Below are 15,538 nucleotides of genomic sequence, written 5' to 3' on the forward strand. Positions count from 1 at the left end.
TCCGCGACGTCGCCTACCAGCGCCTGGCGCCGCGCGCGATCGCCGGACCGCGCACGCCGCGGTGGCGCGTGGCTCGGCGCGCTCGACGGCGGCGTCACGCCGCTGCCGTCGACGGTGGCGGCCCGGGCCGGCACCGATCCCGAGCTCCTGTGGGGCGCTGGCTCACCACCGCGAGCTCGCGCGACGATCCGGGCGCGGCGCAGGCGTGACGCGCCGCGAGGCCTGCGCGCTCGAGCTGTTCGCCTACCACCAGGCCCACGCGGCGCTGCGCCGCGCGTGGGACCTGTCGGCCGGGACCGGCGACGCCGAGCTGGCCGAGCGCCCCGGCGAGGCCACGTTCGAGGCCGACACCCCCGACGCGGCCGACGACGCCTACGCCGCGGCGGTCGCCCGCACGTCGTCCACCGACGACGTCGCCCAGGTCCGCCTCGCGTACCGCCGCGGCCAGGTGGCCAGCGCCCGCGCCGCCGATCACGCCGCGGCGATCGCGCACTACCAGCGCGGGCTGGCGCTGGTGGCGCCCGGCGGTGAGCTCACGCCCGAGGCCCGCGCCGTCCGCGCCAGGCGGCGCTCCTGTTCGGCTCGCTCGGCTGGGTCCGATCGTTACCAGCTCGGCGCCGACGGGCCCGCGGCCCTGGCGCTGTGCGAGGCGCGCTGGTCGAGCTGCTCGACGGCACGCCCCATCGCCGCGAGCTGGCCTACGCGCTGTTCGCGCCTCGGCGGCGCGCACATGCGCGCCGGCGCTGGGCGGACCAGCGCTGCTGGCACGAGCGCACGCTCGCGCTCGCGCTCGAGCTAGGCGATCTGTCGGCCCAGGCCAACGCCCACGTTAACCTCGGCGTCGTGCTCGCCAACCTCGGCGAGCTGACCGCCGCGGTCGCGCACACCGAGCGCGCGGTGGCGCTGTGCCAGCGCACCGGCGCCCGCCCGACCATCGGCCTGGCGCTGTCGAACCTCGGCGGTTACCTGCTCGAGCTGGGCGACCTCGACCGCGCCAGCGCGCGGCTGGCCGAGGGCATCCGCCTGCTCGACAGCGTCGGCCAGCGTCGGGTGCTGCCCGAGTCATCCAGCACGAGGCCCGGATCGCCGCCCGCCGCGGCGACCGCTGATCTGGCCCGGGCGGCGATCGCGCGTTCTCGATCGCGCTGGCCCGGGCCAGCGACACGGCCGACGTCGCGGTCGGCCTGCGGATCACCGCGCAGCTCGAGGCCCGCGCCGGCGCCGCCGACGAGGCCGCGGCGCTCCTGGCCGAGGCGACCCGCCTCACCGCCGCCGCCGACCCGTTCGAGCACGCGCGCCTCGCCGCCGCGGCCGCGCGCCTGCACGATCGGGCCGGGCGGGTCGAGGCCGCGGCAGCGGCCGGGCCGAGGCCCGCGCGGTGTTCACGCGGCTCGGCGCCGTCGTCGATCTGGCCGCGCTCGACGATCGACGAATCCGCTGACCGCGTCGTCGGCGCGGGGGGGGCGCGGTCGTGGGTGGCCGTCGTGCGGCGATCGTGTGGGCGTCGGGTCCTGCGGCGATCGGTCGCTGCGACCAATGGCCCGTGCGCTCGATCCGGTGTCGCGGGCGCGGCGGGCTACCGTGGCCGCGCACCACCGGAGGTCGAGCGCAGATGGATCCGATCGCGACCTTGATGAACGAGGCACCGGACGATCGAGCGCGTGCTCGACGCGCTCGACGCCTGGACCGCGCGGGTCGTCGACGACCGCGCCGACGACCGCCCGGCGCTCGCGCGCTACGCCCGGTTCCTGCGCGAGTTCGCCGACGCGCCACCACGGCAAGGAGGAGGACCTGCTGTTCGAGGCGATGGTCGAGCACGGCTTCTCGCGCGAGCAGGGTCCGCTCGCGGTCATGCTCCACGAGCACGGCTCGGCCGGGCGCTGACCGCGACGTTGGGCAGCTCGCGGCCCAGCTCGGGCCCTGGACCGACAGCGATCGCGCCGAGCTCGAGCGGGCAGCTAGCGGCTACGGCGAGCTCTTGCGCCAGACATCGACAAGGAGGATCAGGTGCTCTACCCGATGGCCCAGGCCCGGCTGCCGGACGCGATCCTGCCGGCCGGCCTGGCCCAGCGGTTCGCCGAGGTCGACCCGCCCGGCCCCGACGAGCTCGATGAGCTCGCCGCGGCGCTGGCCGACGGGGCCGGTGAGGCGTTGCCGGATCGGGGCTGACCGTGGCACAGTGTGCCCATGTCTGATCAAGCGCTGCGGGCGATGCTCGCGAAGGCGGTCGAGCACCTGCGGGCCTCGACCGATCTCACCACCGACGAGGTCATCGGCCTGGCGGCCCTGCCCGAGCTGCTGCGGACGCCCGACGTGTGCTTCTCGCTCCGGCGTCCTCGAGGGCGCGGCCACGGCGCTGCGCCTGACGCGCCGCGAGATGCTCGAGGAGTCGATCTGCTGACCGCGCCGCGCCGCCCGGAGTGACGGTCGCACTCCCTCAGGGCGCGGCGTCGCGGCAGCAGCAGGCCGATCTCGTAGAAGCGAAAGCTGTCGCCGTGGACCAGGACGCTGCCCTGGCAGGTGCGCGCCTCGGCCCAGTACCGACCCTTGAGGTTGCCGTGGAACTGCGGCGCGCCGCCGTCGCGGCGCCGGGTCCACTCCTCGACGTTGCCGACCAGGTCCAACGCGCCGGCGGCGCCGACGCAGCCCGCGCGCGTCCGCCGCCGGCGCCTGGTACAGGGGCCAGGACGTGATCGGCCGCGGCCCGCGGCGGTCGGGGACACCGAGCGCGCGGCGTCGAGCAGCTCGGCCAGCGAGCCGACCGCGGGGCTCGAGACCGACGCCGGCCAGCCGTTGAGCAGCGTCTGCGTATACGTCCGCCAGGTCGCGTCGTCGTTGCAGCGCCCGGGCTCCCGGACGTCGCCGTAAGGATACGCGCGCCGTTGGCGCCCGCGCACGCCGTCAGCCACTCGTCGTCGAAGCACAGCCGGCGATCGCGGGCGGCGCACCAGGCCTCGGCCTGATCGAACGAGTACATGACCAGCGGCGGCGCGCCGGCGGTGTTGGGCGTCCTCGAACCGATCCATGCACGCGGCGCCGACCTCCACCATGTCGAGCGGGCACGGGCCGGCGTCGAGGTCGCGTCGAGGCCGGCGTCGAGAGGCGCGCCGGCACCGCCGCCGCACCCGGCCGCGGCGACGATCAGCGCCACGACCGTGGTCCTCCGCATCGCGCGACGATACGCCCGAAAGCGCGCGGGCGCGGGCGATCCAGTGGACGCCGGCGGTCGGCCGCGCAACCATCGGCGCATGAGCACGTTCGCTCGGGCCGCGCTCGCAGCCTTGATCCCGACCGCGTGTGGCAGGGCGACGTGCCCGCGCCCGTCCCGCCACCGATGGCGCCGAGCGATCCGCCGGCGCTGGCCGCCGCGCGGGCGCCGACGATCCGCCGCGCGCCGTCCCGGACGCCCCTGCCGTCGCTCCAGCGCCGTCCGAGCGGGTCGCGGCCCCATCGCCGCCGCCGCCGTCAACACCGCCGCCGCCCGCGCGAGGCGCCGCGGCCACGCGCGAGCCTCGAAGACGAGGCCGAGCGGTTCGCGGCGCTGCTCACGGCCGACAGTGACAGCGCGGTAGCCGGCGCCATGGCGCGAGCCCGGCCCGGCGGCGATCTCGCGGATCTCGCGGAGCAGATCGATCACGGCGGCGCCGTCGTCCGGGCCGGCGGTATCCACGGTGACCTGGGTCCCGGTGGCGTGGGGACAGCCGCCGACCCCGTGGCGACGCCGCCCGGGCGCATCGCGCTGGCCGGCGGCCGCGCCGCCGACGCCACGTCGCTCGACGTCGACGGAGGTCAAGCGCAAGGTCATGGGGTCTACATGGCCGGGATCAAGCGCTGCTACAAGGGCGCCCTCAAGACCGACCCCACCCTGCGCGGTCAGCTCGCGCTCGGGTTCACGGTCACCGAGCACGGCCGCGTGACCGCGCCGACGGCGACCGGCCCGTCCGACGAGGTCGGCACCTGCGTCGCAGCGCAGCTGCGCACCTGGCTGTTCCCGGTGCCCAAGGACGACGACGGCGAGCCCACCAGCGCCTCGTTCACGCTCGAGCTCCAGCTCGCGCCGGGGTGATCACCGCCGCGGGGCCGCGATCAGCCGCGCGTACTCGTCGGCGACGCGGGTCCAGACGTCGGTCATGCGGAACGCGCGCAGCACGTGGGCGCGGGCGGCGGCGGAGGCGGGCGCGGCGCGCGGGCTCGGCCAGGTCGCGATCGATCGCGGCGGTCAGCGCCGCGACGTCGCCGGGCGCGACCAGCGAGCCGGTCACGTCGTCGGTGACGACGTCGACGCAGCCGGGGATGCGCGTGGCGATCGTGGCGACGCCCATGGCCGCGGCCTCGAGCAGGACGTTGGCGAGGCCCTCGCGGTGCGACGGCAGCACGAGCACGTCGGCGGCGGCGTAGATCGGCCCCACCTCGCGTCGATCGCCGAGCAGGTGGATCGACGCGTCGCCGGCGAGCTGCGCCCGCGCGGCGGCGGTGATCGGATCGGTGGGGTCGTCAGGCCGACCACGAGCAGGTGGGCGCCGCGCGTGGCCCGCCCGGCCCAGGCCGCCGCCAGCTCGCCGACGCCCTTGTCCCGGGACAGCCGCCCGACGAACGCGACCACCGACGCCGTCGGCGCGACGCCGAGCTCGGCCCGCAGCGTCGCGCCCGCGGCGGCGTGCCGCGCCGGATCGAACACGTCGGGATCGACGCCGTTGCCCGAGCCCGGCCCGAGGACGACCGCCCGCGCCACGGGCACCACCCCCAGCTCGATGGCCCGGGTCCGCAGGCTCGGGCTGACGCAGATCACCCGATCGGCGAGCTGGCAGGTGACGCGGTGGCCGGTCCACAGCGCCGCGCGCCGCAGCCCGCGGGTGGTCTCGAGCCGCAGGCCGCGCAGCGTGGACCCGCACCGGCACCAGGCCGCGGTCGCCGCCACCATGGCGACCAGGCCGGCCTTCGGCGTCGAGCCGTCGACCAGCGTCGGCCGCAGCCGCGCCAGCAGGCGGGTCATCGCCGCGACCGCGCGCAGGTCGCCCCCCGGCGCCAGGTCGCGCTCGATGGCGATGGTGTGGTGGGTCGCGCCCTCGGCGGCGGCCAGGGCCCCGGCGGGCTCGCCGGCGCCGGTCACCAGGTGGACGTCGAAGCCGCGCTGGCGCAGGTAGGCGAGCTGGCCCCGCACCAGCAGCGCGCTGCGCGGGTCGGTCAGCGCCAGCACGATGCGCGCCATCGAACTGTCACCCTAGCACCGGTGCGGGGGGCGGCGTGCGCGACTATGCTGACGGGTGCCCGTGCCGACCTCGCCATCCACCTCCGGAGTGTTCCGCATCGTCGACGGTGCGCCGCTCTCGTCGCCGGCGTCGCCGGCGTCGCCCGCCGCGCCCGAGCGCCCGACCCCGCGCGCGCGCAAGGCCGACGAGGGGGCCCGGACCCCGCCGCACCCGGGCATGACCGGGCCGGCGCCGACCGAGCTGACCGCGCCCGAGCTGCTGCTCAACCGCGAGCTGACCTACCTGAACTTCTGCTGGCGGGTGCTGGCCGAGGCCGACGACGACCGGGTGCCGCTGCTCGAGCGGCTGAAGTTCGTCGCGATCGTCGCCGCCAACATCGACGAGTTCTTCCAGAAGCGCATCGGCGGCCTCAAGCAGCAGGTCGGCGCCGGCTTCTCGGCGGTCACGCCCGACGGCCGCACGCCGGTGCAGCAGATCGCCGAGTGCCTGCAGCTCATCTCCGATCTCGAGGCGCGCAAGACCGTCATCCTCGATGACGTGATCACGCGCCTGGCCGCGGCCGGCGTCAGCATCACGTCGTGGAAGGACCTCGACGCCGACGAGCGCGCCCGGGTCCGCGCCTATTACCTCGACAACATCTTCCCGCTGGTCACGCCCCAGGCGATGGACCCGGCCCACCCGTTCCCGTTCGTCTCGAACCTGTCGCTCAACCTGCTGGTCACGCTGCACTACAAGGGGCGACCCCGAGCAGCTCCTGGCCCGGGTCAAGGTGCCGGTCGGCGCCGGCATCCCGCGGTTCCTGCGCATCGACGGCACCCGGTTCGTCCCGCTCGACGACGTCATGGTCGGGAACCTCGACCTGTTGTTCCCCGACATGGAGATCGCGAGCTGCGCGCGGTTCCGCGTGACCCGCAACGCGATCACCGAGCGCGAGGAGGGCGAGGGCCGACGACCTGCTCGAGCTGATCGAGATCGAGCTGCGCGAGCGCCGGTTCGCGCCGATCGTCCGGCTGCAGGTCGAGCAGACGATGACCGCGTTCCTGCGCGGCAAGCTCGCGGCCGAGCTCGGCCTCGACGAGCACCGCGACGTGTTCGAGGCCGAGGGCATGCTCGGCCAGCGCGACCTGATGGAGCTCGCGACCCTCGACGTGCCGGCGCTGCGCGACCCGCCGCACGCGCCGACCGCCCCGGTCGAGCTGCTGGGCGAGCGCAGCATCTTCCACACGATCCGCGACGCCGGCAGCGTGCTCGTGCACCACCCGTACGAGTCGTTCCAGCAGTCGGTCGAGCGGTTCCTCAAGGAGGCCGCGGCCGATCCCAAGGTCCGCGCGATCAAGGCGACGCTGTACCGCACGTCGCGCGACTCGCAGGTGATCAAGCACCTGATCGCCGCGGCGCTGGGCGGCAAGCAGGTCGCGGTCGTGCTCGAGCTCAAGGCCCGCTTCGACGAGGAGGCCAACATCCGCGCCGCGAACCGCATGGAGCGCGCCGGCATCCACGTCACCTACGGCGTGGTCGGGCTCAAGACCCACTGCAAGCTGGTGCTGGTCGTGCGCCAGGACTACGACGGGCTGCGCCGCTACGCCCACGTCGCCACCGGCAACTACCACGCCGGCACCGCGCGCCTGTACGCCGACTTCGGCCTGTTCACCTGCGACAAGGTCATCGGCGCCGACCTGACCGAGCTGTTCAACTACCTGACCACCGGGTTCCGGCCCCGCCGCAAGTACGGCAAGCTGCTGCCGGCGCCGAAGATCCTCAAGACCGCGCTGCTCGACAAGATCGAGCGCGAGATCAAGCACCAGGACAAGCGCGGGACCGGCCGGCTGCGGTGGAAGGTCAACGCGATCGAGGACGTCGACATCGTCCGCGCGCTGTACCGCGCGTCGCAGGCCGGCGTGAAGATCGACCTGATCGTGCGCGACACCTGCCGGCTGCGTCCCGGCATCCCGGGCGTGTCCGACAACATCCGGGTCGTCAGCGTCGTCGGGCGCTTCCTCGAGCACGCGCGGGTGCTGTACTTCCACAACCGCGGCAAGTCCGAGTACTACCTGGGCTCGGCCGACCTGATGCAGCGCAACCTCGAGCGCCGGGTCGAGGTGCTGGCGCCGATCGACGACGCGCGCCTGCAGGGCGAGGTGCGGCACTTCCTCGACTGCCAGCTCGACGACCAGCGCGGCGCCTGGGACATGCAGCCCGACGGCAGCTACGTGCAGCGCCGCGACCGCGACGGCGCGGCGCCCCACTCGCAGCAGCAGATGATCGACTACATCGACGGCCGCACCAAGGCCGCGACCCGGCTGCGCCGGCGCAAGGTCCAGGGCATCTCGCGCCGCAAGCTGCGCTGACGCGAGCGGGCCGGTCGCTTCGCGCTGACGTCGCGAGCGCGGTGATCGTGAGTCGTCGAAGGGCGTCCACGCCGCTGGTGGCGGTCAGTGAATGCCCGGGCCGTCCCCGGCGTCCGAGGTCCATGAGCACTCGTCCCGTCCTGCCGCGGCTCCCTCGTCGACCGCCACCACCGGCCCGGCCTCGGCGCGCGCCCAGCGAGCCGTCGGCGAGCCGGACGATCCCGATCCGCCCCGAGGACATCATCGAGGAGCTGGCGCGCTGACGGGCGGTCGAACGTCGCCCACGCAACCAGCGCGATCGCTGGTAGCGTGGCGGGATGGCGCGCGCAGCGATGGTCGCGATCGTGGTCGGCGCGTGCGGCGCGGGGGCCGGCCCGTCGCCGCGCGTGGAGAACCAGCCGATGCTCACGTCGACCTGCGCGCTCACGATCTCAACCCGGGCGGCGCGCTGGTCGTCAACGGCGTGGCGCTCCCCGACCTGGGCCTGCCGCGGATGCGCGCGGCGCTGGGCGAGCCCGATCGGATCGAGCGGGTGACCCACGCCGAGCGCTACGAGGAGTACGGCGCCGGCGACATGCCGTCGACCTCGGACCTGGTGCCGATCACCGACACGCACTACGTCTACGCTCGCCACGGGCTGGTGTTCGCGACCCAGCACGGCGCGTTCGCCGATGACGCGACCCCGGCGCTGGTGCGCGTGTTCTTCGCGCATCCGCGCGTGTTCGACAACATCGCGGCGCCGGCCGTGGTGCCGTCCGCGGGCGGTCACTGCGCGGTGACGATCAACGGGGTGCGGCTCGATCCCGAGGTCGACCTGCGCCCGGCGGGGGCGAGCTCCCGGACCGCGCGGGTCACGATCTTCGGGACCGGGTTCGGGCTCACGTCGATCGCGTCGGTGATCGACACGCTCTACACCAGCGCCGGCGCGCGCGCCGTGCACATCTTCCTCGACGGACCGGCGACCGGACGCGCGGCGTACCTCGAGGTCAGGTAGCGCCAGCGCCGCCGGGTGAGATCGATCACGTCATGCGGGCCAGTACTGCTCGAGCCAGCGGCGCGCGGTAGGGTCCGGACATGCGCGCACAGCTCGGGGCCCTCCTCCTCGTCGGCGCCGTCCTCGCCGGATGCGGCGACGGCGGCGACCCGACCGACCCGGTCGACGCCGACACCGCCCACGCCGGGTGCACGACCCTGTGCCAGCAGCGCGCCGATTGCGCCGGCACCGAGCTGAGCGCGAGCTGCGTCAGCGAGTGCGAGACCTCCGTCGCGGGCGTGATCCGCAGCGACGTGTTCGATCCTGTCACCGCGTGCTTCGCCACGCTGGCGTGCGGCACCGACGGCGACGTCTGCCAGGTGTGCACGCCCACCGAGGCCCACGTGCGGTTCGAGGCGGCCTGCCGCGCGGTCTACGGCGCCTGCCTGACGGGCATCGACCTCGAGGACCGCTGCCTGGTGGTCCCGGGGCCGACCACCGAGGGCGGCTTCGCCAAGTGCGCGATCACGCCGGCCATCATCGACGAGCTGACCGCGTGCGTGCCCGCCGGCGCCACCTGCGAGGCCGCCGACGCCTGCCGCCTCGCGGTGGTCCGGGCCCACAACCTCGACCTGCGGTAGCGGTGCCCACGCGGGCGGCTCACTCGCTCAGCTCGGGGCGATCGGTCTCGACGAACCGCAGGTCGGCACCGAGCCAGGCGTGCAGGGCGAGGCCATCGCCTCAGCTCACTCGACCAGCTCGGGGCGGTCGGTCTCGACGAACCGCACGTCGGCGCCGAGCCAGGCGCGCAGGGCCGCGGCGTCGTTGACGGTCCAGACGTCGAGGGCGACGCCGGCAGCGCGGGCCGCGACGACGAGCTCGGGCGTGACCGCGCGGGCGTCGAGGGCGAGCCCGGCGAAGCCGCGGGAGCGGGCGGCGTCGAGCACCTCGATGGGGTAGGGCAGGACGCGGTCGTCGTCGGCGCGCGGCGGGCCGACGGTCCAGTACGCGGGGACGCCGGGCAGCGCGCCCGCGAGCGCCGCGAGCGCGTCGGGATCGAACGCCTGCAGCGCGACCTGGCCGCCGCGCCTGGTCGGCGCGGATCACCGCGCCACCGTCGGCGCGTCGGCGGCGGTGGTCTTCAGCTCGACGAACAAGGTCGCGCCGGCCGGGACGATCGCCAGGGCCTCGGTCAGGGTCGGGATGCGCTCGCCTGCGAACGCCGCGCCGCGCCAGGCGCCGACGTCGAGGGCGCGCAGCTCGGCCAGGGTCTGATCGGCGACCGCGCGGTCGACGCCGGCGACGCGCGCCGTGGTGTCGTCGTGGATGACCACGACCGCGCCGTCGCGGGTGACCCGCACGTCGAGCTCGACCGCCTCGACCCCGAGGGCCCAGGCCGCGCGGAACGCCGCCAGGGTGTTCTCAGGCGCGACCAGCGACGCGCCGCGGTGCGCGACCAGGCGCGGCCGGGTGATCGCGGGCGGCGACGTCGGCGCGCCGGCGTCGGGGGCCGACGACGAGCACGCGAGCGCGATCGGGAGCGTGGACATCGTCGTCATCATCAGGCCTCGCAGCACGACCGAGGATAGCGCGCGGGCCGGTGCGGTCGGTCAGCGCTCGGTCAGGAACCGCCCGCGGTGCTAGGTTGTCGTCGTGCAGATGCGCTCGCTTTGCCCGCTCGTCATCGCGCCGCTCGGCGCCGGGGTCGAGCGGGTGCATGAGCGGCACCTCGGCATCCCCGAAGTGCGGGGCGGCCCCGAGTAGTACATTCCGCTGATGCGCAGGAAGGTGCTGGCTGTGACGATCGTCGCCGGGCTGGCCGCCGTGCTGGCGCTGGCACTGCGCCCGAACCGGGCCGCGCGACTGCCAGCCTCTTCGGGCAAGGCTGAAGTGGCCCTGACGGGGCAACGCGGACGTGGTGCCACCGGCGGCGAACGCGCCATCCAAGGCCGAGTTGTCTACCCAGACGGGGCCCCCATGGTAGAGGCCCAGGTGAGCGTGACGACACGCGAGGGTGGCTCGACCGCGGCGCGACGCCGGCTTGTCAGCGACGACAGGGGCGCCTTCGATGCGGGCCGGTTCGAGGTCGCCGAGTTCCTGGTGACCGCGACCCTGGCGGGGCGGCCGGACGCGCGCACGGTCGTCGACCTGCGCGACCCGCAGGCGGCGTCTGAAGACGTGGTGCTGACGATGCCCGAGTGCAGCTCGCAGCTCTCCGGCCTTGTCTTCGATGGTTCGGGCGGTCCGATCGCAGGCGCCCGGGTGGCCGAGCGCGAACTGTGGGGCGTGACCATGGGCGTGGAGTCGGGCGCCGACGGTAGCTACGCGCTGTGTACCCGCGATAGCGACGTCCTGTTCCAGGTCACCGCGAGCGGGTACGGGTCGCTCGAGTTCAAGCGTGTCGTGCGCGGCAAGGTGCGCCAGGATCTCGTGTTGGTTCCGGAAGGCGTCATCGAAGGACGGGTCGTCGACGGCCACGGTCAGCCGGTCGAGGCGATCGTCGAAGGGCGGGTGCGCAGCTATGCCGCCGAACACCCGGCGCCCCGTCAGACCCGTGCCGACGCCGGCAGCTTCCGTCTCGACGGGCTCGCCGAGGGGCGATGGGTCGTCGAAGCCCACAACCTGCACGGGCGAACCCGCGACGGTGGCGAGATCTTGGTCCGCGCCGGTCAGACGATCACCGACGTGACGCTCGTCCTCGAGGACTGCTACCCGCTGGCGGGCACGGTGTCGGTCGATGGCGCGCCGCTGGACGCCGCCGTGGTGTCTGCCTTCTCGCTGACCACGGTGACCGTCTCTCCGACGGTCCCGGCCGTGGATGGCGCCTTCGAGCTCCCGTGCGTGGCGTCGGGGGGAGCCCGCATTCGCGTCGATGGGTACGAGGTGCTGTCGCCACGCAGCGTGGTGCACGCCGCCAACGCCAAACCCGTGGCGGTCACGGTCGCGACGCTGGGCCGGATCCGCGGACGTGTGCTCCGAGGTGGCCAGCCAGTCGCAGGGGCAGTCGTCTGGTATTCCGGCGGCCAGCGTCCACCCGGCTCGACGCGCACCGATGCCGGGGGCGAGTACGAGGTGCGCAACCTGGTGGCCTCGACCTATCGCCTGGGCGCGGAGAGCGGTTCGGCGCGGTCGGCGGAGATATCGATCACGCTGACCGCGCGCCAGCAAGCGCAGCTCGATCTCATCCTCACGGCCGAAACCGCGCTGAGCGAGACGGTGACCAGCAGTGGGCGACCAGTGGGCTACGCGGTGGTCACCGCTGCACGCGACGATGGCAAGGACGACGGTATCGGGACCACGGACGCGATGGGTCGGTTCGAGATCTCAGGGCTCGCTGGCGACGGGACGTACGCGGTCACGGCCGTGATGCAAGCCGGGATGCCGCTGCCGATCGCCAACGGCCCGAGCACTCGGCTCGCGGCCGGTGGCGCAGCGGAGGTCGCGGTGGAGGTGACCGTCCCACAGGACGTGATCGCCGGGCGGGTCGTGGATCCCCGCGGCGCGCCGGTTCCCGACGCCGCGGTCATGGCCGTGATGTCATCGGACGACGCACCGCGCGTCACGCCGTGGTTTCCTGGGAGCCGGACGACCACGGCCGACGACGGTCGGTTCCGGTTCGCGGCGTTGCCTCGCGGCACCTATGCGTTACGCGCGACCACCGCCGCCGGCGACGAAGGGATTGTCACGCGCATCGTGTCGCCCGCCGAGCGGGTCCAGCTCGTGGTGCATGCCGGCGGCTCGATCGTGGGTACCCTCGAAGGTTTCGCGGTGACGCCGCAGATCACGGCGAAGCGGGTCGATGCGTCCGTGGAGACGTCCAACCGGGGCCTCGTCGACGGGGCGACCTTCCGCATCGAGGGCCTGGCCCCGGGGCGGTACCTGGTCACGGCGCAGTCAGCCAGCGACGGCGACGCCGCGACCATCCAGGTCACCGCCGGCCGCCAGACCCCGTTGACGTTGCGCAGCAGCGGCCATGGAACGGTTCGTGGGCACGTCCGCGAGTACGGCTCGCAGCGTGGGATTGCTGGGGACATGTGCAACCTCGTCGTGCGCGATGGCGACCTGATCGGTCCACCGATGCCGGTCACGCTGGTCAACGTTGACGACGACGGCGGTTTCGTGTTTCGGGATGTACCGGCCGGCGATGTGGTGATCAGCTGTGTCGGCAACGGCGCCACGCATTCGTCGGGGCTGGGGGCCCTGACGTTGCCACCCGGCGGTGACCTGGAACGTGATGTCATCATCTCCAGGTGCGACGCGCCGTTGAACTTCGGCCTGTCAATCGACTTCCGTCGTGTGACGCCGTTGGCGTGGATCGTCGCTTCCGGGGGCGCCGCCGACCGCGCCGGGGTTCGCCGTGGCGATGAGATCGTGGCGATCGATGGGGTGAGCGTCGAAGGGATGGGGGCACACGCCGTGCTGTGCGCGGTCCTCAACCGCAGCGCGGGCGAGCAGGTTCGCGTCGGGTTGCGCCGCGGCGGAACCGCGGTGGAAGTCACGATTCACTGACCGTGAACCCCGGATGAGCGGCGCCGCGGCTGAGGGCGTTCCGTAGCTTCCGGCGCGATTCCCCGTGGCGAGGTAGCGTGGAATCCCGTCCCCGCTGAGCCACGACGTGGTCGGTGCGCAGCGGCGACCTCGCCAGGACGTCGCGGCGACCGAGGATCGCGCGCGGGGCGTGGCGGCGGTCAGCGGTCGGTCAGGGACCGCCCGCGGTGCTAGGTTGTCGTCGTGCAGATGCGCTCGCTTTGCCCGCTCGTCATCGCGCCGCTCGGCGCGCTGCTCACACGTGCGGCTCGTCGACGCCGGCCGCGGGGCCGAGGCGCCGGCCGGGCCCGATGATCCGCTGGCGCTGGCCGGGCCCGGCCCGACGCTGGTGGCCGCGGTCAGCTCGGCCGACCCGGGATTCGGCTTCGCCTACGATCCGGTCGACCGCACCGCGCGTACGCCGATCGCGCCAGCGCCGATCGCGCGCGCCTGACGTCACCACCGGACCGACGCGCGGGCCGACGGCGCTGGAGGCGCCGTGCTCAGGGCGGTACCGCGACATCGATCCGGCGCTGACGCCCGGCGGCACGCGCCTGTACTTCAACTCCGATCGGCCGACCAGCGGCATCACCGCGCGCGGCGACTTCGACCTGTGGGCGCTGGGCAGGTCGGCGCGCTGGGCCGATCCGGTCAGGTCGGCGGCGACGTCAGCGACGATCGCAGCACCGGCGCCGTATCGATCGACACCGACCGCACGCTCTACTTCGACGCCACCCGCGACGACGTGCCCGGATCTACGGGCGCGCCCGACCGCCGACAGCTACGGCCTGCCCGACGCCGGTCGCGCTCGGGCTCGATCCTCGCAGCAAGCGCTCGAACCCGTGCGTCGCGCCCGATCACCCGCGTTCCTGATCTACGTGCTCGACCCGGGCCGAGTCGGCGCGCGCCGACTGGTGGTCACGTTCCGCAGGCCGACGGCGCCTGGTCCGCGCCCGAGCCGCTGGTCGTCAACTGCCCGCGGCCGACTTCGCGCCGGCGCTCGCCCGACGGCCGCCACCTGTTCTTCGTCCGAGGCACGGCGTCGTGCCGCCCCCGCCGACGGCCGCCCGCCCGGCGACATCTACCCAGATCGGAAACCCGGCCGCCGCGCTGCCACCGCGGTGAGCTGACCTGACCGTGAACGCGGTAGACTGCGGCCCAGATGCGCACCGTGGTGCTGATGATCGCGCTGTCCGTCGCCGCGTGCGGCGGCGCCCCAAAGGCCGACGACCCGTTCCGCCGACACGAAGATGATCTGCGCGGCGGGGCCGGGGCCGGGACGACCTGCCGCCGGAGATGCAGCGGATCCAGGCGCTACGGTCGATCGCCGAGAAGATCAAGACACCCGAGGCGGCGCGGCTGATGGCGTCGTTCGGTCAGGTCGCGCCCGGCGACGCGCCGCTGCTGATGGCGCCGGCGCTGGCCAAGGCCGGCATCAAGCGCTGCGCGCTGCTCGCCGACTGGCAGTAGACCAGGTACCTGCCGAGCGCGCGCGGCTCGCCCGACTGGCCGTAGCCGACCTGCGTGCCGCGCGCTGCGCGCTGCTCGCCGACGGGCAGCAGCCCGGGCTACCACCGAGCGCGCGCTGGACGTCGGCGGCGTGGCCGTCGCGGATGAACTTCGCGACGTCGGCGCCGGAGGCGCTGCCCCGGTGCCCGGAGTACGCGGCGCGGGGCAGCGCGGCCAGGCGCTTAGCTTCGGCCCGAGCGCGGTCGGGGCCGGCGCGTCGACGGCGACGACCTGATCGAAGTAGCCGGCGGCCTTGGCCGCGGTCGGGTTGTAGATCTGCGCCAGCAAAGTCGCGCGGGGTCAGCTCGGTCGGCCAACAGGCGCGCGCGCGCCGGCTCCATCGCCCGACAGCGGGACCGGCAGGCCGATCGCGACCTCGTTGAGGCCCAACAGTACGGGCCGTCGGCGCCGATCCGGACGTCGCCGGTGCACACCACCAACACGCCGCCGGCCAGCGCGTGGCCGGACACCGCCATCACCACCGGCGGCGGGTACTCGGGAACAGCCGCAGACAGCTCAGCGCCGCGGGTCAGGAAGCGCGATCGCCTGCTCGGGGCCGCTCATCATCACGCGCGGGTCAAGCCCGCGCAGAACTTCTCGGGGCGCGGCCGGTCAGCACCACCGCGCCGGCCTCGTAGCTCCGGCGCCGCTCGGGCGCCGCGAGCAGCTCGTCACTCCATCTGGAACGACGGCGCGTTGGCCTTGCCGTCGTCCATCGCGACGACGGCGACCTTATCTTCCTGCGTGCCGCCGGACCAGGGGCTCGGTTATGGCGCGACCATACACGCGGCCTCGACTGACTCGACGCCGGGGACAGGCGTGGGCGGCGAACGCCTGACGCCGGCGCGGGCGGTGGTGGCGAGTTCGGACGCCCAAAGGTCGCGGCGGCTGGTACAAGTGAGCGACGCGTGGTCTGATCCGTCCGTTGCTTGCGTTGACGGTCATGAGGAGCTGACGGTGGCGTCGAGTGG

Annotated in this window: 13 protein-coding genes and 1 pseudogene; 11 read left to right on the forward strand and 3 right to left on the reverse strand. The window is 74.3% G+C overall.

What is annotated here, in order from left to right:
* The first annotated feature begins 642 nt into the window (after positions 1 to 642).
* The 4 genes from IPL61_17000 (at position 643) to IPL61_17015 (ending at position 4,066) form a co-directional block, all read left to right on the forward strand.
* On the forward strand, positions 643 to 1,884 hold the full coding sequence (locus tag IPL61_17000) for a tetratricopeptide repeat protein (GenBank protein ID MBK9032944.1): 1,242 nt from the start codon (positions 643 to 645) through the stop codon (positions 1,882 to 1,884).
* 123 nt (positions 1,885 to 2,007) lie between these two features.
* On the forward strand, positions 2,008 to 2,169 hold the full coding sequence (locus IPL61_17005) for a hypothetical protein (protein ID MBK9032945.1): 162 nt from the start codon (positions 2,008 to 2,010) through the stop codon (positions 2,167 to 2,169).
* An 18-nt stretch (positions 2,170 to 2,187) separates the two neighbouring features.
* Entirely contained in the window at positions 2,188 to 2,424 is a 237-nt protein-coding gene (locus IPL61_17010; protein MBK9032946.1) for a hypothetical protein, read from the forward strand.
* Between the two features lie 1,156 nt (positions 2,425 to 3,580).
* The gene (locus IPL61_17015) at positions 3,581 to 4,066 is read left to right on the forward strand and encodes an AgmX/PglI C-terminal domain-containing protein (protein MBK9032947.1); all 486 of its coding nucleotides are present in this window, start codon (positions 3,581 to 3,583) and stop codon (positions 4,064 to 4,066) included.
* A gap of 192 nt (positions 4,067 to 4,258) precedes the next feature.
* Here IPL61_17015 and IPL61_17020 read toward each other — a convergent pair whose 3' ends face one another.
* Positions 4,259 to 5,209: a glycosyltransferase gene (locus IPL61_17020; GenBank protein ID MBK9032948.1), complete on the reverse strand. Its 951-nt coding sequence runs from the start codon at positions 5,207 to 5,209 to the stop codon at positions 4,259 to 4,261.
* Between the two features lie 217 nt (positions 5,210 to 5,426).
* Between IPL61_17020 and ppk1 the strand changes: the two are divergent.
* The 4 genes and pseudogenes from ppk1 to IPL61_17040 all read left to right on the forward strand — a co-directional run bounded on the left by ppk1 (position 5,427) and on the right by IPL61_17040 (position 9,172).
* Positions 5,427 to 7,558, forward strand: a pseudogene (gene ppk1, locus IPL61_17025) (polyphosphate kinase 1).
* A 122-nt stretch (positions 7,559 to 7,680) separates the two neighbouring features.
* Complete coding sequence (locus IPL61_17030; protein ID MBK9032949.1) at positions 7,681 to 7,821, forward strand: hypothetical protein; 141 nt, start codon at positions 7,681 to 7,683, stop codon at positions 7,819 to 7,821.
* A gap of 92 nt (positions 7,822 to 7,913) precedes the next feature.
* The gene (locus IPL61_17035; GenBank protein ID MBK9032950.1) at positions 7,914 to 8,552 is read left to right on the forward strand and encodes a hypothetical protein; all 639 of its coding nucleotides are present in this window, start codon (positions 7,914 to 7,916) and stop codon (positions 8,550 to 8,552) included.
* 80 nt (positions 8,553 to 8,632) lie between these two features.
* Positions 8,633 to 9,172, forward strand: a complete 540-nt coding sequence (locus tag IPL61_17040) for a hypothetical protein (protein ID MBK9032951.1) — start codon at positions 8,633 to 8,635, stop codon at positions 9,170 to 9,172.
* Positions 9,173 to 9,277: 105 nt separating this feature from the next.
* Here the strand turns inward: IPL61_17040 and IPL61_17045 are convergent, their stop codons facing one another.
* Together IPL61_17045 and IPL61_17050 are read right to left on the reverse strand one after the other, a co-directional pair.
* Entirely contained in the window at positions 9,278 to 9,601 is a 324-nt protein-coding gene (locus tag IPL61_17045; GenBank protein MBK9032952.1) for a hypothetical protein, read from the reverse strand.
* Between the two features lie 33 nt (positions 9,602 to 9,634).
* On the reverse strand, positions 9,635 to 10,081 hold the full coding sequence (locus tag IPL61_17050) for a hypothetical protein (GenBank protein MBK9032953.1): 447 nt from the start codon (positions 10,079 to 10,081) through the stop codon (positions 9,635 to 9,637).
* Between the two features lie 226 nt (positions 10,082 to 10,307).
* Here IPL61_17050 and IPL61_17055 point away from each other — a divergent pair, with 226 nt between their 5' ends.
* The 3 genes from IPL61_17055 (at position 10,308) to IPL61_17065 (ending at position 14,528) form a co-directional block, all read left to right on the forward strand.
* Entirely contained in the window at positions 10,308 to 13,040 is a 2,733-nt protein-coding gene (locus tag IPL61_17055; protein MBK9032954.1) for a carboxypeptidase regulatory-like domain-containing protein, read from the forward strand.
* A 113-nt stretch (positions 13,041 to 13,153) separates the two neighbouring features.
* Positions 13,154 to 14,188, forward strand: a complete 1,035-nt coding sequence (locus IPL61_17060; protein MBK9032955.1) for a PD40 domain-containing protein — start codon at positions 13,154 to 13,156, stop codon at positions 14,186 to 14,188.
* A 166-nt stretch (positions 14,189 to 14,354) separates the two neighbouring features.
* Positions 14,355 to 14,528: a hypothetical protein gene (locus tag IPL61_17065; protein MBK9032956.1), complete on the forward strand. Its 174-nt coding sequence runs from the start codon at positions 14,355 to 14,357 to the stop codon at positions 14,526 to 14,528.
* The last annotated feature ends 1,010 nt before the right edge of the window (positions 14,529 to 15,538 follow it).

It is taken from the genome of Myxococcales bacterium, assembly GCA_016717005.1.
GTDB lineage: Bacteria > Myxococcota_A > Polyangia > Haliangiales > Haliangiaceae > UBA2376.